General features: G+C 39.9%; 23 protein-coding genes. 13 read left to right on the forward strand and 10 right to left on the reverse strand.

All coding sequences use genetic code 11. The annotated features are described in order from the left end of the window. Nucleotides 1–93: 93 nt before the first annotated feature. Nucleotides 94–1,500, reverse strand: a complete 1,407-nt coding sequence (glnA, locus tag QUE03_RS01305) for a glutamate--ammonia ligase (RefSeq protein WP_286264305.1) — start codon at nt 1,498–1,500, stop codon at nt 94–96. A 294-nt stretch (nt 1,501–1,794) separates the two neighbouring features. Between glnA and typA the strand changes: the two genes are divergently transcribed. Both typA and QUE03_RS01315 read left to right on the forward strand, forming a co-directional pair. After that, entirely contained in the window at nt 1,795–3,615 is a 1,821-nt protein-coding gene (gene typA / locus QUE03_RS01310; protein WP_286264308.1) for a translational GTPase TypA, read from the forward strand. 529 nt (nt 3,616–4,144) lie between these two features. After that, entirely contained in the window at nt 4,145–4,303 is a 159-nt protein-coding gene (locus tag QUE03_RS01315) for a hypothetical protein (RefSeq protein WP_286264310.1), read from the forward strand. 11 nt (nt 4,304–4,314) lie between these two features. Here the strand turns inward: QUE03_RS01315 and QUE03_RS01320 are convergent, their stop codons facing one another. Further along, nucleotides 4,315–4,965, reverse strand: coding sequence for a DUF2959 domain-containing protein (locus QUE03_RS01320; protein ID WP_286264312.1), 651 nt, complete (start codon nt 4,963–4,965; stop codon nt 4,315–4,317). 2 nt (nt 4,966–4,967) lie between these two features. After that, nucleotides 4,968–5,192: a hypothetical protein gene (locus tag QUE03_RS01325; RefSeq protein WP_286264314.1), complete on the reverse strand. Its 225-nt coding sequence runs from the start codon at nt 5,190–5,192 to the stop codon at nt 4,968–4,970. A gap of 125 nt (nt 5,193–5,317) precedes the next feature. Here QUE03_RS01325 and QUE03_RS01330 point away from each other — a divergent pair, with 125 nt between their 5' ends. From QUE03_RS01330 to dtd, 3 genes are all read left to right on the forward strand, one after another. After that, nucleotides 5,318–6,175: a virulence factor BrkB family protein gene (locus QUE03_RS01330; protein WP_286264316.1), complete on the forward strand. Its 858-nt coding sequence runs from the start codon at nt 5,318–5,320 to the stop codon at nt 6,173–6,175. A gap of 95 nt (nt 6,176–6,270) precedes the next feature. After that, nucleotides 6,271–7,245, forward strand: coding sequence for a prolyl aminopeptidase (gene pip, locus QUE03_RS01335; protein WP_286264318.1), 975 nt, complete (start codon nt 6,271–6,273; stop codon nt 7,243–7,245). Beyond that, the gene (gene dtd / locus QUE03_RS01340; protein ID WP_286264320.1) at nt 7,242–7,679 is read left to right on the forward strand and encodes a D-aminoacyl-tRNA deacylase; all 438 of its coding nucleotides are present in this window, start codon (nt 7,242–7,244) and stop codon (nt 7,677–7,679) included. Before pip ends, dtd begins: the two co-directional genes overlap by 4 nt. On the opposite strand, the gene QUE03_RS01345 is transcribed toward dtd, so the two are convergent. Continuing rightward, nucleotides 7,672–8,436, reverse strand: a complete 765-nt coding sequence (locus QUE03_RS01345; RefSeq protein WP_286264322.1) for a polyamine aminopropyltransferase — start codon at nt 8,434–8,436, stop codon at nt 7,672–7,674. The two genes, dtd and QUE03_RS01345, sit on opposite strands and share 8 nt — an antisense overlap. 41 nt (nt 8,437–8,477) lie before the next feature. On the opposite strand from QUE03_RS01345, the gene QUE03_RS01350 reads away from it, so the two are divergent. The 4 genes from QUE03_RS01350 to QUE03_RS01365 all read left to right on the forward strand — a co-directional run bounded on the left by QUE03_RS01350 (nt 8,478) and on the right by QUE03_RS01365 (nt 11,138). Next, a complete protein-coding gene (locus tag QUE03_RS01350; RefSeq protein WP_286264325.1) occupies nt 8,478–9,383 on the forward strand; it encodes a bifunctional GNAT family N-acetyltransferase/hotdog fold thioesterase in 906 nt (301 codons plus the stop codon). Nucleotides 9,384–9,398: 15 nt separating this feature from the next. Further along, nucleotides 9,399–9,929 carry a nuclear transport factor 2 family protein gene (locus QUE03_RS01355; protein WP_286264327.1) on the forward strand — a complete coding sequence of 177 codons (531 nt, stop codon included), beginning with the start codon at nt 9,399–9,401 and terminating at the stop codon, nt 9,927–9,929. Further along, nucleotides 9,922–10,767, forward strand: a complete 846-nt coding sequence (locus tag QUE03_RS01360) for an NAD(P)H-binding protein (RefSeq protein ID WP_286264328.1) — start codon at nt 9,922–9,924, stop codon at nt 10,765–10,767. Before QUE03_RS01355 ends, QUE03_RS01360 begins: the two co-directional genes overlap by 8 nt. Before the next feature lie 71 nt (nt 10,768–10,838). Continuing rightward, on the forward strand, nt 10,839–11,138 hold the full coding sequence (locus QUE03_RS01365) for a hypothetical protein (protein WP_286264330.1): 300 nt from the start codon (nt 10,839–10,841) through the stop codon (nt 11,136–11,138). A 68-nt stretch (nt 11,139–11,206) separates the two neighbouring features. Here QUE03_RS01365 and QUE03_RS01370 read toward each other — a convergent pair whose 3' ends face one another. The 4 genes from QUE03_RS01370 to hutC form a co-directional block, all read right to left on the reverse strand. Further along, nucleotides 11,207–11,881, reverse strand: coding sequence for a helix-turn-helix domain-containing protein (locus QUE03_RS01370; protein WP_286264332.1), 675 nt, complete (start codon nt 11,879–11,881; stop codon nt 11,207–11,209). Nucleotides 11,882–12,097: 216 nt separating this feature from the next. Continuing rightward, nucleotides 12,098–14,098 carry a urocanate hydratase gene (gene hutU / locus QUE03_RS01375; protein WP_286264334.1) on the reverse strand — a complete coding sequence of 667 codons (2,001 nt, stop codon included), beginning with the start codon at nt 14,096–14,098 and terminating at the stop codon, nt 12,098–12,100. 11 nt (nt 14,099–14,109) lie between these two features. After that, entirely contained in the window at nt 14,110–15,612 is a 1,503-nt protein-coding gene (gene hutH / locus QUE03_RS01380) for a histidine ammonia-lyase (RefSeq protein ID WP_286264336.1), read from the reverse strand. Between the two features lie 15 nt (nt 15,613–15,627). Continuing rightward, nucleotides 15,628–16,344, reverse strand: coding sequence for a histidine utilization transcriptional repressor HutC (gene hutC / locus QUE03_RS01385; RefSeq protein WP_286264338.1), 717 nt, complete (start codon nt 16,342–16,344; stop codon nt 15,628–15,630). A 367-nt stretch (nt 16,345–16,711) separates the two neighbouring features. Between hutC and hutI the strand changes: the two genes are divergently transcribed. After that, the gene (hutI, locus tag QUE03_RS01390) at nt 16,712–17,947 is read left to right on the forward strand and encodes an imidazolonepropionase (protein ID WP_286264340.1); all 1,236 of its coding nucleotides are present in this window, start codon (nt 16,712–16,714) and stop codon (nt 17,945–17,947) included. 191 nt (nt 17,948–18,138) lie between these two features. Further along, the gene (locus QUE03_RS01395) at nt 18,139–20,202 is read left to right on the forward strand and encodes an EAL domain-containing protein (protein WP_286264341.1); all 2,064 of its coding nucleotides are present in this window, start codon (nt 18,139–18,141) and stop codon (nt 20,200–20,202) included. Here the strand turns inward: QUE03_RS01395 and rraA are convergent, their stop codons facing one another. Beyond that, on the reverse strand, nt 20,203–20,688 hold the full coding sequence (rraA, locus tag QUE03_RS01400) for a ribonuclease E activity regulator RraA (RefSeq protein WP_286264342.1): 486 nt from the start codon (nt 20,686–20,688) through the stop codon (nt 20,203–20,205). Nucleotides 20,689–20,887: 199 nt separating this feature from the next. Between rraA and QUE03_RS01405 the strand changes: the two genes are divergently transcribed. Together QUE03_RS01405 and QUE03_RS01410 are read left to right on the forward strand one after the other, a co-directional pair. After that, on the forward strand, nt 20,888–22,888 hold the full coding sequence (locus QUE03_RS01405) for a putative bifunctional diguanylate cyclase/phosphodiesterase (RefSeq protein ID WP_286264343.1): 2,001 nt from the start codon (nt 20,888–20,890) through the stop codon (nt 22,886–22,888). 157 nt (nt 22,889–23,045) lie between these two features. Beyond that, entirely contained in the window at nt 23,046–24,905 is a 1,860-nt protein-coding gene (locus QUE03_RS01410) for a methyl-accepting chemotaxis protein (RefSeq protein WP_286264345.1), read from the forward strand. A gap of 46 nt (nt 24,906–24,951) precedes the next feature. Here the strand turns inward: QUE03_RS01410 and QUE03_RS01415 are convergent, their stop codons facing one another. Next, a complete protein-coding gene (locus QUE03_RS01415) occupies nt 24,952–25,341 on the reverse strand; it encodes a hypothetical protein (protein ID WP_286264346.1) in 390 nt (129 codons plus the stop codon). Nucleotides 25,342–25,346: the final 5 nt, after the last annotated feature.

Below are 25,346 nucleotides of genomic sequence, written 5' to 3' on the forward strand. Positions count from 1 at the left end.
TAATCTAAACAAATTATACAATCTGTGCCACAAAAAAAGCTCACCTGAGTGAGCTTTTTTCTTAATTGTGTAACTTTTTGTTTAGTTTAGGAATTAAACACTGTAGTACATATCGAACTCTACAGGGTGAGTGGTTGAGTTTAATAGCTCTACTTCGTCACGCTTAAGGCTAATATATGCATCAATCATATCGCTATCCATAACACCACCGGCGGTTAAGAATTCTTTGTCTGCTTCAAGAGCATCTAAAGCTTCTTCAAAAGATGAAGCAACTTGTGGAATGGCTGCTGCTTCTTCTGCTGGTAAATCGTATAAATCTTTATCCATGGCATCACCAGGGTGGATCTTATTCTTGATACCGTCAAGGCCAGCCATAAGCATTGCAGAGAATGCTAAGTATGGGTTAGCTGTCGGATCAGGGAAACGCACTTCTATACGAGTCGCTTTTGGAGTAGGTACAATTGGAATACGGATAGAAGCAGAACGGTTACGTGCAGAATAAGCAAGCATTACGGGGGCTTCAAAACCAGGCACAAGACGCTTGTATGAATTCGTTGAAGCATTAGTGAAAGCGTTTAATGCTTTTGCATGCTTGATGATGCCACCAATATAGTAAAGCGCCATTTCAGATAATCCGCCGTACTTGTCACCGGAGAATAAATTAACCCCGTCTTTTGCTAGAGACTGGTGAACGTGCATACCTGTACCATTATCACCTACCAATGGCTTAGGCATGAATGTTGCCGTTTTACCGTAAGCATGAGCTACGTTATGGACAACATACTTGTAGATTTGAACTTCGTCAGCTTTCTTAACCATTGTATTAAAACGACAAGCGATTTCGTTTTGGCCCGCAGTAGCAACTTCATGGTGATGTGCTTCAACGACTAAGCCCATCTCTTCCATCACTAAACACATGGCAGAACGTAAATCTTGTGACGAATCAACAGGAGCAACAGGGAAGTATCCGCCTTTAACACCTGGACGGTGACCGTGGTTACCATCTTCATAATGAGTAGCACCATTCCAAGCAGCTTCTTTATCATCAATTTTGTACATAGAACCAGACATATCTGTATGGAACTTAACATCGTCAAATACGAAAAACTCTGGCTCAGGACCAATTAATACGGTATCAGCAATACCGGTTGAACGCATATATTCTTCAGCGCGGTGAGCAACTGAACGAGGATCGCGGCTATAACCTTGCATTGTCGCTGGTTCAACAATGTCACAACGAATATTTAATGTAACTTCTTCTGTAAATGGGTCTAAAACAGCTGTTTCAGCGTCTGGCATTAATACCATATCTGATTCATTAATGCCTTTCCATCCAGCAATTGATGAGCCATCAAACATTTTACCGTCTTCGAAAAAGTCTTCGTCTACTTGATGGTAAGGTAGAGAAACGTGTTGTTCTTTGCCTTTAGAATCTGTGAAACGTAAATCAACGAACTTAACGTCGTTTTCTTTAATTAAATCTAAAACTGCTTGTGACATTTCAGTCTCCAGTGAAGTTATCTTATTAAGAATTAAATGCTTGGCATTTGCTTGGTACTGATATAGCTATAATCATGCCAAGAAAAAAAACCTTTAAAATCAATAAACAAATGTATTTTGCTCAACGCGCATGCACCACAATGGTGCTTTAGATGTGCCAGCGTGGTGCATGTGAAGGGGCCGACTAATAGTGCTTTATACTAGTGCAGAGCCATTAATGCAACATACTGTTTTATTTGTCGCGCCTACTCCTGTACAATACGCGCCCAATTGAAGCCCTATGAGCATACGCCCGTGTTAGATAAGTTAAGAAATATTGCAATCATCGCCCATGTTGACCATGGTAAAACTACTCTGGTAGATAAACTACTGGAGCAATCAGGTACGCTTGGTGAGCGTTCAGACCATGAAGAACGTGTCATGGATTCTAACGATATCGAGAAAGAACGCGGTATTACCATACTTGCTAAAAACACTGCAATTAACTGGAACGACTATCGTGTTAATATCGTTGATACTCCGGGCCATGCTGATTTTGGTGGTGAAGTTGAACGTGTAATGTCAATGGTAGATTCAGTATTACTGATTGTTGATGCGCAAGAAGGTCCAATGCCACAAACGCGTTTTGTAACGCAAAAAGCTTTTGCTCAGGGATTAAAGCCGATTGTTGTTATTAACAAAATTGATAAGCCTGGTGCCCGTCCTGAATGGGTAATGGATCAAGTTTTTGATTTATTTGATAACTTAGGCGCCACTGATGATCAGTTAGACTTCCAAGTTGTTTACGCTTCAGCAATTAACGGCTGGGCTTCAATGGAAGAAGGCGAAGAAGGTTCAGACATGACACCTTTATTCCAAACTATTGTTGACCAAGTACCGTCGCCTGATGCTGATCCTGATGGCGCATTCCAGATGCAAATTTCTCAACTTGATTACAGTTCATATTTAGGTGTTATCGGTGTTGGACGTATTACGCGTGGTACCGTTAAGCCGAATCAGCAAGTTACTATTCAAGGCTCTCGTGGAAAAATTCATAATGGCAAAGTAGGTAAAGTATTCGGATACTTAGGCTTGGATAGACACGAAACCGGACAAGCGGAAGCTGGTGACATTATTGCGATTACAGGTTTAGGTGAATTAAAAATTTCTGACACTATTTGTTGTCCCAATGAAGTTGCACCTTTACCACCTCTATCAGTTGATGAACCAACAGTGACGATGACATTCCAAGTGAATACCTCACCGTTTTCTGGCAAAGAAGGTAAATACGTAACATCACGAAATATCAAAGATCGTTTAGATCAAGAACTGATTCACAATGTTGCCTTACGTGTTGAGCAACTAGATGATCCGGATAAGTTTAAAGTGTCTGGCCGTGGTGAGCTTCACTTAGGTATATTAATTGAAAATATGCGTCGTGAAGGATACGAGTTAGCTGTTTCACGTCCTGAAGTAATTATGCGTGAAGTGGACGGACAAATTGAAGAGCCTTATGAGACAGTAACCATTGATGTTGAAGAAGAGCATCAAGGTTCTATCATGGAAAAAATGGGCTTACGTAAAGCCGAATTAACCGATATGGCGCCTGACGGTAAAGGTCGAATTCGTATGGACTTTATTATGCCAAGCCGTGGTTTAATTGGTTTCCAAACTGAATTTATGACACTGACTTCTGGCTCTGGCTTAATCTACCATACGTTCCTTCAATATGGCCCTCACAAAGGTGGTGAAATTGGTCAGCGCCTTAACGGTGTAATGATTGCGAATGCCACTGGTAAAGCTCTAACTAATGCCTTGTTTAACTTACAAGAGCGTGGTCGTTTACTAATTGGTCATGGTATTGAAGTGTATGAAGGTATGATTATCGGTATTCACAGTCGTGATAATGACTTGACGGTAAATGCACTTAAAGGTAAACAGCTAACTAACGTGCGAGCTTCAGGAACGGATGAGGCGCAAGTCTTAACACCACCAGTGTTAATGACGTTGGAGCAGGCACTTGAGTTTATAGACGATGATGAATTAGTGGAAGTTACTCCTGAGAACATTCGAATTCGTAAGAAATGGCTAAAAGAGTCAGATCGTAAACGCGAAAGCAGAACGGCTAAAAAGTAGTCGTAAAATGTTTCGAAAAAGCCGCATTTGCGGCTTTTTTTATGTGTGTATATAAGTCGAATGTAATTGAAAAGAAAAGAAGACCGCTATATTGCTCATATTCTTGTAAGACATGTCTCAAACTAATATCAGAGTTTATACAATATTCTTTTTATCTTAAGTAGTTGAACATTCTAACTTGTTGATTTTATGTTATTTTTATTGCTTGTTACAATGTGTTTTACTTTTTGTTACTTTTTCTCGTGTTAGAATAACTGGTCGAATATCAGTGCGTTGCTAAGATTAACTAGTGAATTTGACAAGAGCGATTAACATGGAAACTTATAAGGTAAATCGTTTGAATGAATTGTTTGAAAAAATGGTATCTGAAAGGGCAAGTAAAGCTGAGTGCTCGGAATTGAAAGTACTATACAACCAATTTATTGAGCATGGTAGGGAAGATAAAATAATACGGAGAATCATTCCTGAGTCTCCTCAATATAATGTGCGGATGCATTATTAACTCATCGTCATTAAAAGGATTTAACGTATGTCGCCAGAACAACTCAATAAGCTGCGTGAAATAAGTGAGCTCTTCGAACAAGGAAAAGCGAGTGTTGAGCAAGTTAAGCAGTTAAATGACATATTGTCTCGAATAAATCGCCACCAGCATGGTAGCGATATTCGTGATAAAGCTAAGGTCGACTAGCTACAGAGACTTTATTCAGACTTTAAACTTGATATGAAGGATTGAGATTCATTAATTGCGTTGTTCATTTCTTTAATTAATGAATTAACATCAGATTTTATATCAAGAAACTCACCCTCTAATGCACCAATCGCTTTAGCATTTAAGTTATGCTTCAAGTACAAGGTATTATCTTTTAATGCAGACAGTACCGGGGCCATTTTACCTTCTGCACGATGCATCGCTTTAATCAATTTTTGATATTTTCGTTGAGTATCGTTTAGTTTTGAATGGCTTTGACGCTTTAACTTAGCACTAGAGTACTGTTCTATTTCTTCCGTCCACTCATCAAATAATGCATCAGCTACATTTTCGATTGACTCTATTCTTCCTGTAACATCTGCTGCTGCCGCTTCACTGGCTTCATATTGAGAAAGGGTTGCTTCATACTGAGTTTGAAGATCGCCACCATCGAATTCAATCAATGCACTAAGTTGCTCTAAGGCACTCTTAAATTGCTCTTGTGCTTCTTGTTGAGACTCCTGAGCGTTTTCTACACGGTCGACTAATATGTCTCTCTTGTGTTGACCTAAGCTTTCCATGGTTGAATAATAAGCGGACTGACATCCGCTCACCAAAACTAAGGTAAGGAGTAGGGTAATACTATAAAGTTTCTGTTTCATAATTACCCCGATGACTTATAACGAGCGGCATCGATGATGCACCAAACATAGACAATTGGTACTAGTAACCAACCAATTGCAATCCATACAAGCACCCAAGAGATGGCCATGCCCACGAAAAATAGAATTGCTGCTAAAATTCTTCCTTGTACGAGTTGCCCTAACCCTGGAAGAAAGAAACTACAAATAGCTGCTAATACGTTGCCACCTGAACCTTGTCCTGACATAGTGATATCCTGTTAATTATGTTATATTTTCTAAAAAAATGTACAGTTTATAGCATAGTACATTGACAAAGCGGTTTAAACAATTGAAGTGAAAGAACCGCAATTTTTTAATAATAGGCAATACCGTGATCGATAAAATTAAATTAGAAAGCATAATTAGCTTTCTCCATTTTCTTCACCTTCGACAAAAGCAACAAGAAATACATGTAGTCGCAGGCTATTTGTCTTACGTCACTCTAATGTCATTAGTGCCGTTAGTGGTGGTAATGTTCTCTGTGATGACGGCTTTTCCTATATTTACCGATATCAAAGTTACGATAGAAAATTTTGTTTACAGCAATTTTATGCCCGCCGCGGGTGATACTGTTCAAGAGTACTTGACCGGTTTTGTAAATAACGCCTCTAAAATGTCAGCTGTGGCGATTAGCTTCCTTTTCTTGTTTGCTTTGTTACTTATTTCTGCGATTGATACGAGTTTAAATAAAATATGGAAAATAAAAGAAAAGCGTAAATTGGTCACTGCTTTTCCTATGTATTGGATGATTTTGACGCTTGGACCCGTTCTGGTAGGTAGTAGTATTGCCATCTCTTCATATCTGGTTTCAATGGTAAACCTTGGCGAATATGATGTAATTGGACTATCCAATATCTTTTTACGATTATTACCTCTGGCTATTTCCGTTGTCGCGTTTATGCTTTTGTATATGCTCGTGCCGAACAAAGTGATCGCACCGAAATATGCAGCCATTGGTGCGTTAGTCGCTGCTCTTTTGTTTGAAGTGGCGAAGAAAGGGTTTGCGATTTACGTTACGCAAATTCCATCCTATCAGGCCATTTATGGTGCGTTAGCCGGTATTCCCATCTTATTTCTGTGGGTTTACCTTTCATGGCTTGTGGTGCTTTTCGGTGCATTGATCACCGCATCGTTGGAAAAGTTTCATGATGTTGGAATTAAGACAGACACACTTGAAATTACCGACTAAAATTAATTTATTTACCGTGAGTGCAATTTCACATCGATGCCATAGCATCTCTATGTTGTTTTGATGTGTGGATTGTTTATCCAAAGTGATGACATATGTCGAAGAGCCTTTATCCAAAAATAAAGCCAATAAAGCAAGAGTTTCTACCTGTATCTGAGCATCATGAAATATATGTAGAACAATCGGGAAACCCAGATGGTATAGCCGTGCTTTACCTTCATGGCGGTCCCGGTGGAGGCAGTAGCGAAAATCATAGACGGTATTTTGATCCTGAAAGATATCATATTATTTTGATTGACCAACGTGGTTGTGGTCGTTCAAACCCTTCCCCTAACTTGTCTGAAAATACCACATGGGATTTAGTTCAGGACATTGAAAAAGTTCGAGAGCATTTGTCCATTCAACAATGGCTTGTTGCTGGTGGTTCGTGGGGGACCACCTTGGCTTTGGCTTATGGGATTTCACACCCCGATCGTGTGCTTGCGTTTATTTTAAGGGGTATTTTTTTAGGCACTGAGCAAGAATTTCAGTGGTTATATTCTCACCAAGGGGCTGCACGTTTTTTTCCTGAGTATTATCGAGACTTTATCAGTGTTTTGCCGATTGAGGATCGACTCGACCCATTACAGGGATACTACAAAATGTTGACCTGCGAAAATGAAGTGGCGGTGATTGCGGCCAGTAAAGCTTGGGCTTTATGGGAGTTAAGACTTTCGTCAACTGAACATCATCACGTTGGTATGAGTCAAGTATCTGATACTCATCAAGCGATATGTATGGCCAAAATTTCCAGTCATTACTTTGTAAATCAATGCTACTTTTCTCCTGAGTATCTGCTAGAGGAAATCAGCAAAATAAAACATTTGCCAGCGATTATTATTCATGGGCGATATGATATGGTCTGTCAACTCGACTTAGCTGACAAATTGATGAATCGATGGCAAAATGCTCATCTTCAAATCATGCCATCGGCAGGGCACAGCGGTTTTGAAAAGCAAACCATTGATGCTTTTTGTAAAGCGACAGATAGCATGGCTAAGTTCCTTAGTGAGGTAAGTAAAAATAAATGATTGCCCTAATTCAGCGTGTCAGTCACGCAAACGTAGTTGTTGAAAACGAAACTGTTGGTGAAATTGGGCAAGGGTTATTGGTTTTATTAGCGGTAGAACCAGAAGACACCGAACAAAAAACGGCTCGATTGGCCGAACGAGTTGCCGGCTATAGAATTTTTGAAGATGAACATGGGAAAATGAACCTAAATGTTGGCCAAATTGACGGAGATATCTTGGTCATTTCTCAATTTACCCTCGCCGCCGATACGACAAGAGGCATGAGGCCAAGCTTCTCAAAAGCGGCTGAGCCTGCATTCAGTGACAATATGTATAGACTTTTCTGCACCTCATTGCGAGAGAAGGGCTTTACGGTGCAAACAGGTATATTTGGCGCCGACATGAAAGTCTCATTATTAAATGATGGCCCTGTAACATTTCAATTGACTATCTGAGCTGAAATTGATCGTGATAATGCCGCCAGTATTTGATTTTTTTCGCAGGCAATGGGCAAACATAATTTTGTTGGCGATGCTTTAACCCCGGCAATAAGTGAAGTATTTTGTTTTGGTGATGAGGAACGTTATAAACTGTTAGCAAGTGCCCGGGCTGAGCATTCTTAATCACTTTGATCAGGTGGCTTAGTTCGACTGCACTGACAAAAGGTAAATTAATCGTCAATGCTTGAGTCACGGTTAATTGTTTAATCAGCAAAAACAAAGCTGTGTTGTTTGCTGATACATAGGCATCTCTGTGCTGATAAATGTCATAGACAAACCATTGGTAATCTAGGCTTATCAAACCTGTTTTATTCTGTTGCTGTTCAATCCATTGCAAAGCGCTTAGGTGTGCTATTGTTACATCGTTCTGTTCGACATTAAAAAATTGCTGAAAGCAACGAATGACGTCAAGATCAGTTTCAATAACTTGGTACTTTAGATTAACTGACAGCGTGCGTATGAATCTTGCAATATTACCACCGCCTAAGCCAAATTCAGTGATTTGAGCAGGTAGTACAGACATTAAAGGCATTAATAGAGCATAGTGGTGAGGTAGGGTCAGTCTTGAAGGGTGACACGTATTCATTACACTTTGAATAACATCATCAAACGCTAGCCAACGATAATAGCGATTTTCACTCACCGAGATTGCATTGGGGTGGCGAGTAAAATAAAGTAGCTGACCTTGTGCTAGGTGCTTGGTAAATGGCATCCAATCTATTCACTTTTTCCAGTATAGAGTAATCATAGTTAATGAATTTAGTAATTACACCTCAATCTCAAGAAGAGTTAAACGCCTATTATTTATTTCGATGGCAACAACTTAGAGCACCTTGGCAACAACCCCAAGGAAGTGAAAAAGATGAACTTGAAAGCCAAGCACTTCACCGAATGATCATTGATCAAGATACTAAATCAGTGATTGCGGTCGCTCGTCTACATTTTGACGATCAATTTACTGCTCAAGTGCGTTACGTCGCCGTTGATGGAGGTCAGCAAGGTAAAGGTATCGGTCGTATATTAATGGATGAACTAGAGAAAGTAGCACGTGAGCGTGGCATAACGAGCGTTAATTTAAATGCCCGGGAAGTGTCATTAGCTTTTTATCAAGCACTGGGGTATCAGTTGATAGAAAAATCACATTTACTTTACGGTGAGATCCAACACTTTCTGATGTCAAAATCACTAGAAGCTAGTGAGGCCATTGAACAATCGCTGGCGAACACTTTACAAGAAATTTGGCATGAAACCATCCCGCTGAGCAAAGCCATGAATTTAAACGCTTGTTATTATGATCGGAAAAAATTCATTACTAGTTGTGATCCACAGTTTAATAAAAACCTACATAACACGATGTTTGCCGGCAGCATATACACGCTTGCTACGTTGACAGGGTGGGGCTGGGTATATTTCCAGCTTCAGCACTTAGCGCTAGATGCTGATATTGTCTTGGCAGATGCCAATATAAGATATTTAAGACCTGTATCTGGTGCAGGGCATGGAGTTGTCACTGCTGAAGAGGTAAAAGGTGATTTGACGCCGATTGAAAACGGTCGTCACGGAAAAATGAACATCACCGTCCATATTTATTGCGGTGAATCGCTTTGCGCTGTATTTACTGGTAAATATGTCGCTATTGCTAAAACAAAACAAACTTAAAATGGACTAAATATAATGAAGTACCTATTTAAGAAGTTGCCTATTACCGTTGTATTCTTTGCAAATATGCTATTGCAAGCAAATGCTACGGAATTCATTAATGAGACGCCGAAAATAGAACAAAACTTAGATGCTTTTCACCAAGCCGCCGCAGAGGCGAATTTTGACAAATACTTTAGCTTGCTAGCTAAAGAGGCCATTTTCATTGGCACCGACGGCAATGAAAGGTGGACGAAAGAAAGCTTTGCAGAATTTGTAAGGCCATATTTTTCCGAAGGCAGGGGATGGTTATACACGCCGACTGAGCGTCATGTAACGGTCTTAGCAAATAAATCAGTGGCGTTTTTTGATGAGTCGCTGATAAATGCGTCTTACGGTCAAACGAGAGGCTCTGGTGTACTTATTAAAACAGAACAAGGGTGGAAGATCGCTCAATACAATTTATCCATTCCGATGCCAAATGCTCTTACTAAAGATCTAGTCCAGCAAATTAAACAATTTCACCAAGCACAAAGTAAAATGAAAGGGAGTTCTGGCAATGACTAAAAAAGTTGCGATCATTGGTTACGGATGGCTGGGTCAGCCGTTAGCTTCCTTACTTGTGAACTTTGATTATAGCGTTATCGCTACCTGCCGAACGCCTGAGAAAATTGCTCAAATTGAAGGCTCGGAATCACTAGCTTTAAACCTATCCATACAGCAAGTCAATTTGTCTTCAGAAAGTAGTGGCATTGAACAACTTGCGCTGGACGACTTTGACTGTGTGGTTATTGCTATTACGCCTGGGTTCAAACGCGGAGCGACGGATTATGCCGATAACGTTGCAAGTATCGTTGCACATGCGCAGCGTCATCATGTTAGGCAAGTCATTTTGCTCAGCAGTACAGGTGTTTATACTGGCCTTACAGGCGAATTAAGTGAACAAAGTGAATTAAATTTGTCAGTGGATAAAGTACGGCAATTAAATGCTGCTGAGCAAAGTGTACTTAGCTTTAATGGACACGCACAAGTTTTACGGTTGGCGGGACTCGTTGGGCCAAAGCGATTTCCCGGTTCGTTTTTGGCAGGTAAAACACAGTTGAAAGATGCCGATGCAAAAGTACATTTACTCCATCAAAGTGATGCCGTTAACATCATTGCTAAATTTATTGAACAGCCCCATTTATCTGGTATTTTTAACTGTGTCAGCCCGAGTGATAGTACCCGTGAACTTTTTTATCAAAAAGCGGCAGCGGTTCAAGAGTTAGTGCCGCCACAGTTTGATCGTGAAATCGCTCAAAGCCCCTGTAAAATAATAAACGGTGAGAAATTGCAGCAAACGCTTAGCTACTCCTTTGTCGTTGATGATTTATTGGCTTGGTTGAGTGCTGATAATAATCAATAGTTTCTGTTTCTTGCTAGTGTCAGACCAAGTATAATTGCCCTATAGTCAGATCCATTTTTTTGTAAGCCTTAATGAAAAGCATTTCTTTTAAAAAACCATTGATATTGTTTGCCATTATTTGGCTGCACGTGTCTTTGTTGAATTTGTTTTTTGTTAACTATTCAGGGCCTGTGTTTCTCTGGAAAGAAAACAGCGAGCCAACAACATTATTGGTGCATTTTCTTATAGCAGCAACGACAACAACAATATTTTTGTTCGGACAATTCTTGCATCAACGCTATCAAAGTGGTGCATTTCGAATTCGCGAACCAATATTAATATTCGCATCCATGTGTATGATTTTGTCAATAGGCTTTATGTTGTTTGAATAAAACCGTTAGCAAGTTAAGTGCTGCTAACGGCTTTCAGCTCTTTATTTATCAGCTTTTGCTGGTGCTATTTAACTCGACAACTTTGTTGCTAGTGGGCGTAATACTCCTTCAGCACCTACTGATGCATAGAAAAATATCAGTAAATTGACTGCCCAAGCTGCTCCTAATTCTGCCATCGTTTCAATATTAGCTAGATTGGATAAAATAGAAACACTACCAACCACAAACGCGATGAACGAGCCACCATAAAGAAATGCTAGCTGTTTTTTATAGATTGTTGCTAAATGCTTTGTATAGTTTGAGGGCGTAATTTCGCTCGAAAAGAGAAATTTCAACCCCACGATTGATTTAAATAATCCGTGAGAACTAAAGGCGATTATCGTGCAGGCATACATGAATAATAATAAGAATAGCGCCCCATAAAAATCAGCGAACATTCCTAGATCACCACCAAACAATAGCAGCATACCTACTGCGCAAATGACGACGATAAGTGCGATTAAGTTTTGCATAATACTTCTCCATTTCCATAAAACTTCAATTTGTTCGGAAACGTGGCAAAGCAATTTTAAAGGTTTATCCAATGCTCCAGCAAGAGCAAGCTGAGTTTCCGAAGATGCATTACCGTCTTTCTCAATACGTTGAATTGTACGTAAACTTAACCCTGTAGCTTTCGCTAGTACTTCTTGCGACCAGCCATTCTCTTTTCGGAAGTGCTTAATTTTTTCCGGTGAAATTTGCATTTATTAAACTCCAATATTGCAACCTCAATTTCCGTCGACAAATGTGGATGAATTTTTCGGAAATAGGAAGACAATCGTTACGTCATTATAACGACAAACATATGACAGACCAGATAAAGTAAAGGGTATAGCCCATGAGCTATTTGATAATGGAATGAAAAAGCCGAGTAAAACTCGGCTTTTGTGGTCTTAGTAACGCAACCTAGTTTTGGCAGCTTACAATGACAAGTTGTCCAAGATATCGTCTTCTACTATGTTGGCTAACGTGACTTTAAGTTTTGGTGTGCGTGCCATTTCACGTTTTATGGCAAAGTTTGCCTCCTCGTTACGTGCCCAGCTACGACGAGCAATCCCATTGTTTACGTCAAACAATAACATGGACTTTAAACGACGCTCAGCAGCAGTAGAGCCATCAAGTAACATACCAAAGCCGCCATTAGTGACTTCACCCCAACCAACACCGCCGCCATTATGAATCGATACCCAAGTTGCACCACGGAAGCTATCACCTATAACATTGTGAATCGCCATATCAGCAGTAAAACGGCTACCATCATAAATGTTAGAGGTTTCGCGGAACGGTGAATCAGTGCCTGAAACATCATGGTGGTCTCGACCAAGTACTACTGGGCCAATTTCACCTGCTTCAATTGCATCGTTAAAGGCTTTTGCGATTTCCATACGACCTTGCGCATCAGCATATAAAATACGTGCTTGCGAGCCAACAACCAATTTGTTTTGCTTCGCATCTTCAATCCAAGTGATGTTATCTTGCATTTGCTGCTGAATTTCTTCAGGAGATTCTTGCATGATTTTCTTAAGCACACGCGCAGCAATTGCATCAGTTTTATCGAGATCTTCTGGTTTACCTGACGCACATACCCAACGGAACGGACCAAAACCATAGTCAAAACACATAGGGCCTAAAATATCTTGAACATATGATGGGTATTTAAAGTCGATGCCATTTTCAGCCATAACATCACCACCTGCACGAGATGCTTCAAGTAAGAAAGCATTACCGTAATCGAAGAAGTAAGTACCGCGCGCAGTGTGCTTGTTGACCGCATCTGCATGACGTTTAAGAGTTTCTTGTACTTTTACTTTAAAAACTTCTGGCTCTTCACGAATTAAACGGTTTGATTCTTCATAAGAGATACCAACAGGGTAATAACCGCCTGACCATGGGTTATGAAGTGAAGTTTGGTCTGAGCCTAAGTGAACAAAAATTTCTTGTTCATAAAAACTTTCCCATACATCAACCACGTTACCAATATAGGCAATAGAAACAACTTCTTCAGCCGTTTGTGCGGTTTTAACACGGGCAATCAATTCGCCCATGTTATCAATTAACTCATCAACCCAACCTTGTTGGTGACGTTTAGTCGCTGCATGAGCATTAACTTCAGCACATACAGTAATACAGTTAGCAATGTTACCCGCTTTTGGCTGTGCACCACTCATACCACCTAAACCAGCAGTTAAGAAGATTTTACCTTTTGAGCTGTCGCCTTTATTTAACACTTTACGGAAGGCATTCATCACTGTGATGGTTGTGCCATGAACAATGCCTTGTGGGCCAATGTACATAAATGAACCCGCAGTCATTTGACCATACTGAGTAACACCTAATGCATTAAACTTTTCCCAATCATCAGGCTGAGAATAGTTAGGGATCATCATACCGTTAGTTACTACAACTCGTGGAGCGTCTTCACTTGATGGGAATAACCCCATAGGGTGTCCTGAGTAAATATGTAACGTTTGGTCATTTTCCATTTCACTTAAGTACTTCATTGCTAATAAGTATTGTGCCCAATTTTGGAACACCGCACCGTTACCACCGTAAGTAATTAGTTCTTCAGGATGTTGTGCAACAGCTGGATCAAGATTGTTATCAACCATCAACATAATCGCAGCCGCTTGCTCACATTTAGCCGGGTAATCAGTCACTGCACGCGCTTTTAAGTCGTAGTTAGGCTTAAAGCGGTACATGTAAATGCGACCAAAGTCCTTTAACTCTTGCGCAAATTCAGTTGCTAATTCTTGATGCCACTCTTTTGGAAAGTAACGTAGAGCGTTTCTTACTGCTAACTGTTTCTCATCAGCTGATAAAATATCCTTACGCTTAGGCGCTCGGTTAGCATCAGCTGGGTATGGCCTTGCTGCAGGCAATTTGCTTGGGATACCTTGTTTAATAGTTTCTTCAAAGCTCATGGTGATTCCCTCTATTGTTCTAAGCTAACGGTAAATGCTTGTGATTTTACTAATGCAATCATGGCATCAATATCAGGTTTTAACAGCCTATCTTCTTCAAGTTTAGCTACCTTGGCCCTAATCACTTGATGATTTAATTCAATGATATCTGAGCATTTATTTGGACGTCTAAAGTCTACAGCTTGTGCGGCATACATTAATTCAATGGCAATTATTTTTTCTAAGTTGCCTAATATTTGGTTTAGCTTGCGACCCGAGATGCTGCCCATAGAGACGTGATCTTCTTGACCCATTGATGTTGGTACGCTGTCAGCAGATGGTGGGAAACAAAGTGATTTGTTTTCCGTAACTAATGCGGCGGTTGCGTATTGTGGGATCATCATGCCTGAGTTTAAGCCCCCAGAAGAGGTTAATAAGCGTGGTAGACCATGTAAGCCTTCTAATAATAAGTAACAACGACGGTCTGAAATGTTCCCTAATTCTGCAGCAGCAATTGAAGCATAGTCAAGCACCATAGCTAATGGTTGACCGTGGAAGCTACCCCCAGAGATGGCTTCCTCACTACTGATAACTATTGGGTTATCAGTTACTGAGTTCATTTCAGTTTCAGCAAGTTCTTTTAAATGGTTATAGGCATTACGTGATGCGCCATGGACTTGTGGAATACAGCGTAATGAGTATGGGTCTTGCACGCGATCGCAGTTGGTATGCGATGACATATTTTCTGAATCCTTAAAGAAGCTGCGCATACGAGCGGCCACTTCAACATTCCCTGGGAAGGGGCGCGTAGCATGAAGCTCTTCTCTAAACGGTGACTCACTACCTTGCATACCTTCTATGCTCATAGCACCGGTTAAATCAGCAAGATCTAGTAAATAACGCATTTTAGTTAAACCAGTAATGGCATGCGATAAAATAAATTGAGTCCCATTAATTAGTGCTAAACCTTCTTTGGCGTGTAATTCCATTGGTGCTAAGCCATTTTCTTCTAGTAACTTAGCCGCTGGTACTGGTTTACCATCTTGCCAGAACTCACCTTCACCCAGTAGTGGTAAAAATAAGTGAGACAGTGGTGCTAAATCACCTGATGCACCCACTGAACCTTGCTCTGGTACAACAGGAATAAGGTCAAGATTGATAAACGCCAACATTCTTTCAACGGTAGCTAAACGAATACCAGAAAATCCTTGGCTTAATGCATGCACTTTAGTAATGAGCATGAGCTTCGAAATGTCTTTAGCAATAGGCTCACCAACGCCGACAGCATGAGTGATAAGGAGGTTTTTTTGTAGTAAGTTAGTTTCTTCAGGGGTAATTTGTGTATCACACAACGGACCAAAGCCTGTATTAATACCATATACTGCTTTATCTGAAGCCGCCATTTTCTCTACGCGTTGACGGCTTATCTCAATGTTATCTAAAGCTTCTTGGCAAAGTTCTGCTTCGATACTGCCATTTGCAATACCGTTTACAATATCAAGATCTAGATGGTCAATACCATATTTAAACGTCATACTAACGCTCCTACATTAAAAAGTTAAATGGCTACCTAAACGGTATTTATTACCGGGAGCCGTTAAAATAGCTAAGCTGACTACGCCTTGGCTTGACCAAGTACGACGCTTAACTTGTAAACAGGGTAGATGTTTCTCAATGCTGAGTAGCTGGCAAATGGTCGGCTTAGCTAGTACAGCTTCAATTTCGTGTGTTGCTTCCGTCAAAGGCGCTTCTGTTGATAAAAACTCATGAGGGGTAATTCGATCAAAATCCTGAGCAAGATAAGACGGCGCTAGCGTACCGTTAACGTAACGCTGTTCTAGTTGTATTGGCTCATCGTTCTCAAAATGCAATATTTCTGAGTAATACAAGGTGTCATTGTTTTTCATGCCTAATAAAATCGCAATTGATTCTGTTACATCGACAACTTCTAAGCACAGTTGCTCAGAGCGGTGTTGATGCCCTCGAGCTTCAATTTCATCAGCAATGTTCTTGATTTCTAAAAGCGAAGATTGGGATTTGAATGTTGCAACAAAAGTGCCTGCACCTTGCGTTCTTACTAACAAGCCTTGCTCGGTCAGCTCTTGTAGTGCACGACGAGCAGTCATTCTAGAAACGGAAAACTGATCCGCTAGCACGTTTTCGGATGGCACCTTGGCATTTTCATGCCATACACCGGACTCTATTTGATCACAAATATACTGTTTAATTACGCTAAACTTTGCCGCACTTTGCGTTGTTTTCGCCATGCCAATGTTACACTTGTATATACCAATATCGGAATATTATGTTGTATATACAACTTTATGTAAAGTAAAATATAGAAATCGAGAAAATACAGGTGCTTACGTTTTATGTGGTTTATTAAGTGAATATTTTCAAAGTGTTACGTGGGGGTGGGTGGTAAAAAATTGACAAGGAGATAATCAAAGGGTGGTCAATGATTTTCTAATGTTGCCAAATTGAATGGATTGAAATCCTAGAAATTGATTGATCCGGGAAATGAAAAATTATTATAAAAAGGATCGTCATCTTTCGAAAAATTACTCTATAATCCTGATCTTAATTTACGCCTAACTTACAGCGTGTTACTCGTTACACTTTCTAGGATATCTCATGAACATTAATTCTTCTCAATGGCAAATCGTTCTTATTAATGTACATTTGGCGACTATGACCGATGCTGCAAACAGTTACGGAGAAGTCAATAATGGCGCCATTGCCATAAGTAACGGAAAAATTGCTTGGCTGGGCGCACAATCTGAATTGGCGGACATTGATTTAACCTTATTGGAGGTTATTGATGGTGAAGGGCAATGGCTGACTCCTGGATTAATCGATTGTCATACGCACCTTGTCTATGGTGGTAGTCGAGCCAATGAGTTTGAGATGCGTCTGCAGGGCAAAGGATATGAAGAAATTGCCAAAGCTGGCGGTGGTATTGTCTCAACTGTTACTGCAACGCGCGCCGCAACCCATGAACAGTTAATCGAAAGCGCTCTTCCTAGGTTGCAAGCGTTGCATCAACAAGGGGTGACAACCGTAGAAATTAAATCTGGTTATGGCTTGGATACAGAAACTGAAATCAAAATGCTTGAAGTTGCCACGAACCTTGAAGAGCATTTGCCGGTAACGATAAAAAGAACTTTTCTGGGGGCACATGCTCTGCCAACTGAATTTGCAGGCAAAGCAGATGAATACATCTCGAAAGTCTGCAATGAAATGCTACCGGCAGTGGTGGAGAAAGGCCTTGCTGACGCCGTTGACGTCTTTTGTGAAGGTATTGGTTTCAATATTGAGCAAACAGAAGAGGTTTTTTATGCCGCTAGTCAGCACTCTTTACCGGTAAAAGTTCATGCTGAGCAATTATCGAACCTCGGTGGCAGTGCATTAGCGGCTAAATATCAGGCGTTATCGTCTGATCATATCGAATTCTTAGATGAAAATGGAATTGAAAAAATGAAGCAAGCAGACATGACTGCTGTTTTATTGCCTGGGGCGTTTTACTTCCTTCGTGAAACCCAATTGCCACCCATAGAGCTATTGCGAAAGCATCAAGTGCCGATGGCAATTGCGACTGATGCTAATCCCGGTACTTCGCCAATTCATTCAATTCAATTAATGCTCAATATGGGCTGTACGCTATTTAAATTGACACCTGTTGAAGCGCTTGCCGGTGTCACATGTTTTGGTGCTAAAGCTTTAGGGCTAGAGAAAAACAAAGGACAATTGGCAGTTGGTTTTGATGCAGATATCGCAATGTGGAATATCAACCAACCTGCCGAGTTATGTTATCAGTTTGGAGTCAATCCATTGGTTAAGTTAATAAAATCGGGAAGAGTAGTGTTATAGTGAAAAATTGCTCATTTGTTGATCAAGATAAAATATCATCGGAGTTGTTTTAGAATTACTGTACAAATCGAGCTCAATTTATTAATCTAAATCAATAACTAATGCCAAGGTATTGCAGGCTGTATATGGATTGTAACTGCGTTAAGCACTTGCCAAGCACTCGGTCATTAATCGTAAGTTTTTATTTATTAATGGCCTCATTTCCCGCTTTCTCTGCACCGCGGTTGTTTTCTTTTATTGAATTCAATATCGCGTTTGTTTTAGGCCTATCTTTGCCGGTCATACTGTTGTCGATTTTGATTCGTAAATCTGTACCTAATCAGTGGTATTACTTTTCGGGTATCATGTGTGGTGTGTTGGGTTTTTTATACTCATTGATCTACTTTGAGCAGATTCAAATACCGGCATTACTTTCATTCGCTATTCTGACATTGGCATTGATTTACATCTGGCAAATCTCATCCGCAACTAGAGAAGATGAAGTGCAAAAATCGGGTGTAACTGACTATTTTGCCATGTCTGTTAAAGTGCTATCAGGTGTCGTAATCATCTACCTTTTCTCTGTCTGGTTTATCCCGCAGTTGGATGCTTACATTGGTTGGCTTGTAGCTAGCAGTCTCGTGCTGCTTTGCGGCGCCTCTTTTATTGTAATTCAGTCCAGAATGAAGCACACAGAAGTGTTTCGTCATGTTGGCCAATGGCTGGTTGCAGGTTTCTTTGTTTGTACTGTATTTTTTTGGTTAAATGCCCAAGTTGATGTTTTATGGTTGATCTTGTCTTTAGTTTCATTGTTTATAGCGACAATGGTTAATGGCAACTGGTATTTGATTAAGCGGATTTTTGATCAGATCAATCAATCTCAAATTGAAGAAAGTAAACAGCTAAATGCGCAAGAAATGTTTTCGTTTATGCATGATCCCGCCACTAACTTGCCTTCATATCAACAGGCTCTTATTAGGTTAGAAAATCTGTTTAAGCAGGAGAACACTGCACGTTACGCTGTAGTAGTGATAAAGCCGATCAATTTTGAGCATGTTAATGAAGTGTTAGGACATCAGAACTCAGACATTCTACTCTTGCAATTAGCCTACTGCTTGCAAAAACAAGTTGCCAATAATGACAACTTAATCAATTTTGATTATTCGAACCAGACTTCGCGATTAGCCAGATTACAGAGTTTACATTTTCTTGCCGTCATTGATGTAACTCATAGTCATTACCCTGAAAAAATACTGGTAGAAGATTTGTGCCGTCAGTTGGCTGAGGCTGTTCCAGAGGCAATGAGTTTTAAGAGTTTTTCTCTTAATTTTGAGCTCGCTTGTGGTATTGCCTTTGTCGGTGAACATGGAAAATCTGTATCAGAAGTCATCGCTCATGCAGGCGATGCAGTCATAGTTGCTGAACGAGAGCGTAGCTTATTCCAGTATTATAATGCGCAAGATTCATTGTACACCGAACAGCAATTGCTAAAAATGGAACGATTGAAACAAGACATTGAGAACGATAGCCTATTATGGCTTGCTCAACCCATCATCGAAAACAGCAGTAAGAAAATTACCGGGTTCTCACTAAAGGTTAAATGGCGACACTTAGGCGATGATTATATTGAACTTAGAGAGTTCCTTGAGTTGGCTGAAAACAGCGGCGAGTTATACCAGCTCAGTAAACAAATGATACAAAATGCATTTAAACTGCTTTGTGAAATGAAAAAAAATAATATATATCAACCGGTTTCAATCAGTTTATCGAGTACAGATATCTTAGAGCCCGATCTTGTTGATTATATTGAAGAGCAAATTAAACACTTCAACATAGCCGGCAAGTACTTAATGATAGAGCTGACAGAGCCTGTTATGGTGGTGGCATGTGACCGTGCTAAATCAATGATCGATCAGCTCAAAATGTTAGAAGTGGCCATCAGTATTGACGATTTTACAGGTAGTTATGAGTCTCTTCGTTATATTAGAAAGTTATCGGTTAATCAAGTTAAAATCAGTTGTGAGCAACTTCAACCTAATGCAGAAAATTCGGCAGAAAAAGCCATAGTAAACTCATTGATAAATTTGGCAAGAACAATGAAATTGCCATTTGTCGCCAGTCATATTGACAATAAAGAAGTATTGAAAATGTATGATGTTATGGGAGGGTCTATGTTACAAGGTCACGTGATCAGTGGAGGCATTCCTACAGGTGAAATATCAACATGGATAAAACAGTGGTATAGCAAGAACCCTCAGGCAGAAACCAAAAAATAATTACTCGATATCAAGTGGCTCAGGCGACAAGATAATGCCAGTGTTATCTGCGTAAATATGATCGTCAGGTAAAAAGGTTACGCCGGCAAAATTTATTGCGACATCGCCATCACCAGTCATCTCATCACTGGCTCCAACAGGGATAGAAACAAGCCCTTGAATACCTATGTCGATCTCCTCAATTGCATCCACATCACGAAGGCTGCCGTAACAGATAATACCTTCCCAGTTATTTTGAAAAGCAGATTCTGCAATTTCTGCGTCAATTAAGGCGCATCGAGTAGAACCTCCTCCATCGATTACAAGCACTTTACCTGTACCGTCTTCACTTAATATTTTCGCGATCAAACCATTGTTTTCAAAACACTTCACTGTAACTACTTGACCACCGAAAGAGCTTCTTCCACCATAATTACTAAATATAGGCTCTAGAACATCGACTAAATCAGAATAAGTATTGCATAGCTCAGATGTATTGTATTCCATAATCAGTACTCTCGTGGTTCAAATTCTTAGTGTTTAAATCATACTTAGTGTAACACTGCTTTTCATCAATATCCCATATCAGTGCAATTAACAATATAAATTTGTAGCAATATAAGGGCTGATCTAACTTACATGCTTGTAATAACCGCTGAAAGCATATTTAATAAACGGTAACATAATATGCATTATTTAGTATTTAATGATTGAACACATAGCAGCTAGGACGTTTTTATATTCAACAGAAGCCTTAGTTTTTGGTGTCCTAACCTTTTTGCTGTGGATGTTTTATCAAGGGCTTGGGCGTCAATACGTTAAACTTTGGACGGTTAGCCTAGGGTTTGTATGTCTGTACAATATCATCATGGTTGTGCAATCGCTTACCGCGTTGTTACCGGATACAGTGCCTAGCAAAATATTGTTAGAGTGGCTCTATCAATTCAGCCGATTCATGTTCATCACATTTTTGACATTGGGTATATTTTCTGCAAAGAAAGGTCATCGTATTGTCCCGAAAGTCGTGATCATTAGTATTATTGCTGTACTTGTCTTATCTGTTCTAAATACGTTAATTTGTGCCTTTGATCCTACTCACGTCTATGACCGTTTTTATTTACGTGAAACCCTGCCTGCTTTTTTAATTGGTTGCACATTTTTTGCGATGAGTAGTTTTTTAATCTGGCATAAGCCACATCATTTTTCGAGCCGTATATTCACTTATTTTTCTATTGCCTGCGGCGGCAAGTATTTATTTTATTCTTTTGCGTCGACTGTGGCATTGACTGAATGGTGGTTTCAATATTTACAGAATTTCTCGATGTATTTTGATATAGGCAGCAGCGCAGTCTTGGGTTTTTCCATGTTAATATGGATGCAAGGCGCAGAGCGAAATGCTGCTGTAACTGCCATGAATAAAGCACAATACCTAGGCAAACATGACAGCCTAACAGGGACACTAAATCGAGCACAAGTCTTAGAGCGATTACCGACAATAATGGAAAAATCGGCTCGTAAAGATAATAAGTTGTGCGTGATTTTAATTGATATCAAGCGATTCAAATTCATCAATGATACTTATGGTCTTAAAACGGGTGACTTCATATTAGGTGAGATTGCTAACCGGATCAGAAACAGCATATTCAAACCACTTATTGTCGGGCGCCTCAGTGGTGATTCTTTTGTAATTGTCATTGATTACGATAATAAGCAAGAGATTGAGCAGGTGACACATCATATTCATGAATTGATCGGACGTTCATTTCAGTTCGATGGCCAAGATATTTTCGTTCAATGTAGCTTGGGGTATTGCTGTTTTCCACAGTTTTCAAAAAGTGCAGAAGACTTACTACAAAACGCGAACTTGGCTTTGTATCATGCAGAAACACATAATATTGCTAGCACGGAATTCAGTCATGAAATGGAAGTGCAAGGCCGGCATTTATTGGCGATGGAAAAGGCCATTAAGCATGGAATAAAAAATGAAGAATTTGAGCTTTACTATCAGCCTCAGTTGAATTTACTTACTAACAAACTTGAAGGCGTGGAAGCATTAGTTCGTTGGAACCACCCGGAAAAAGGAGTGTTATCGCCAGATGCTTTTTTATCGGACGTTGAAGCGCTTGGCCTTAATAGTCGGTTTGATGTTTATGTCTTGGAGAAAGCCTGTCAAGCTCACAAACGTTGGATTGAAAATTACAAAAAGCGTATCACCATCGCTGTCAATATGACCGCTGTCGAGTTTCAAGATCCACGACTCATTTCGACGATTCAGAAATTTTTACTAAAGTATGAAATGTCGCCAAAATATCTCGAGCTGGAAATTACGGAAAATGTCGTAATGACCGACCTGCATATGGCGATGAATACCATTGTTACGCTGCAAAACCTTGGAATCAAGGTATCCATTGATGATTTTGGTACAGGCTATTCGTCCTTGGCCTATTTAAGAGAGTTACCGATTGATAAGATTAAGATTGATCGAAGCTTTATCAAGGAAATGGCCTCGAATGACTCGGACGTCACCATTGTTAAATCAATGATTAAATTATCACATGGTTTAGGTAAAAGAGTGCTAGCAGAGGGCGTTGAAACGGCTGAACAACTGCAAATGCTCAGAAACTTGGGATGTGACGCAATTCAAGGTTACTACATCAGTAAGCCTGTTCCTGAACAAGAATTGGCAAAGTATCTCGTTCGAAAATAACCCTGTATCACCTAAAGCCAAAGCCACTATCAAATTAAAGCTAAATAACTAATATCGTTCCACTAATAGAAAAAACCTACATTAGCAATACCCGTTTTATTTTGGACTATACTACACATAACTTGTATCCAAAAAAGCATTAAAGAAAGGGTCCTATATGCTGATCAAACATAAATGTATTATGAATTCGGGTATCACTGTGGTGGCAATGATTATTTTGTTGGTGTTGATGGAACTCTCTATTTCAGCATTAAAAGCTGATATTGAAGTATCTCGCGTGATTAGCAATATTGAAGGCCATATGGCCCAACTAAGGGCAACAGAAACAAACTTCAAAGGCCGTAAAGAGACCAAGTATCATGATGAGTTTAACAAGACTATATCAAAGCTGTTTGCGGAAACTGCCAGTTTAGAGACGTTCTTTGCTAAACAAGAATTAGAGGTGAAAGAGCTCGATGAAATGCAAGGAGCCTTTAAACAATATCAACAACTATTTGCGAAATTAGTAGATGCTCAAATCAACATAGGTATGCATCCCAAAGATGCGCTTTACGGTGAACTACGTAATGCAGTGCATGAAGTGGAAGAGTTAATTGGTAGTGAAGATCAACAATTGCTCAGCAATATGTTGCAGTTGCGTCGAAATGAAAAAGATTTCATGCTGAGATTAGATGAAAAATACGTTACCAAATGGCTTGATAATCTTGTTAAATTTCAAAGTGATGTCCAGTTAAGTGAGCTGAGCAATGATGGAAAGGCCATTATTAATACTCGGCTTGAAGAATATAAAGCTGCCTTCATTAAGCTAGTTGATGCGCAAAAAGTTCTTGGTTTTTCTATTGATGAAGGGGTACAAGGTGAAATTAGAATTACTGTTCAGCGTATAGAAAAGTTATTAACCAGTGTAGTCACACGAAGCAAAGCGATTGTAGATAAGCAAACAGAAATTGTAGAGATGATTGCCTATGGCGTGTTCTTCGTTATCTTCTTTATTGCCGCCGCATTTGGGCTGTATTTAAGTAGAAATATTGTGGGCGGAATTAATACATTGCAATCCACAATGAACAAGATCGCTCACACAAAAGACTTAAGCATTAATGTGAATACTGACTCTAAAGATGAGTTGGGCGAGATGGCTAAGAATTTCAATGCCATGATTGATAGTTTTAAAGAGCTTATTGTAGAAGTTAATCACTCTGTTGAAATGATTGATGACGCAACAGATAAACTGGCACAAAATATCAATGTTGCAAACACTGGTGTCAGTGCTCAAATGCAGGAAACCGATATGGTCGCTACCGCCGTAACTGAAATGGTTGCTACGGTTGATGAAATTGCAGCCAACACACAAGAAGCGGCGATGAAAGCGGAAGTAACTAATCAAAATGCTGATAAAGGACGCAGTGGTGTTGAGTCAACGATCACTCAGATAGATCAATTGTCAACGCAATTACTATCATCTGAAGAAGTCATTAACGAATTGGTTAAAGACAGCGCGACAATCGGTTCAGTATTAGATGTTATTCGTGGCATAGCAGAGCAAACTAATTTACTAGCGTTAAATGCTGCGATTGAAGCAGCAAGAGCTGGTGAACAAGGTCGCGGATTCGCCGTAGTTGCCGATGAGGTCAGGACGTTAGCGAGCCGCACACAAGACTCTACCCAAGAAATTGAATCAATTATTAATTCTTTACAAAATCGTACTCAGGAAATTGTTAAACATATGGCGTCATGCCGTTCTCAGGGAGACGATAGTGCGTCAGAGGCGAGCAGTGCAGGTACTATGCTTGAAGAAATTACTAACGACGTAGCCACTATCATGGACATGAATACAGCAATAGCTGCCGCGATACAACAACAAAGTGCGGTGGCATCAGAAGTGAATAAACATGTTGTCTCAATTCGTGACGTCGCTGAGCAATCAGGGCAAATGGCACATCAAAATGCAGAGATGAGTGAAGAGCTCTCACAGCAAGCACAAGTTTTGCAGAAAGAGTTAAGTAAATTTACGGTGTAGTGGATATCACAACGCAGTTAGCTTGGCTAGCCGGTAAATGAAGCGCTTATAGCGCTTTAATTTCAATAGCGGTTTCACGAGTGAGGCCGCTACTTTTAATGTCATCAAGGTATTGCTGCCACAGTACGCTCTGATTAGCATAAAGGTAGCCAAGCTCTTCTTCGGTGACAATTCTTTGAAATTGATCATCAAATAACAGCCTAAAGCCATGCTTTCCTACTGACTCAACTGCCACCAAAAGCACACCTTTTCTGTTCGTGATTAATGTAGGCTTGGATTTTTTATGGGCATGCAGTTTATCAGCTTCATGATCAATTACGCGTAAAAACTCCATGGGAAAACACATTGTTTCATCTTCACCTTTCTCTTGGTTACTAGAGACTAGGTGCAGTTGTTTGTATTTCATGTTTAAAACAAAACGCGTAATTGAAGTCATTTTTG

Source organism: Thalassotalea atypica (assembly GCF_030295975.1).
GTDB classification, from domain to species: domain Bacteria; phylum Pseudomonadota; class Gammaproteobacteria; order Enterobacterales; family Alteromonadaceae; genus Thalassotalea_F; species Thalassotalea_F atypica.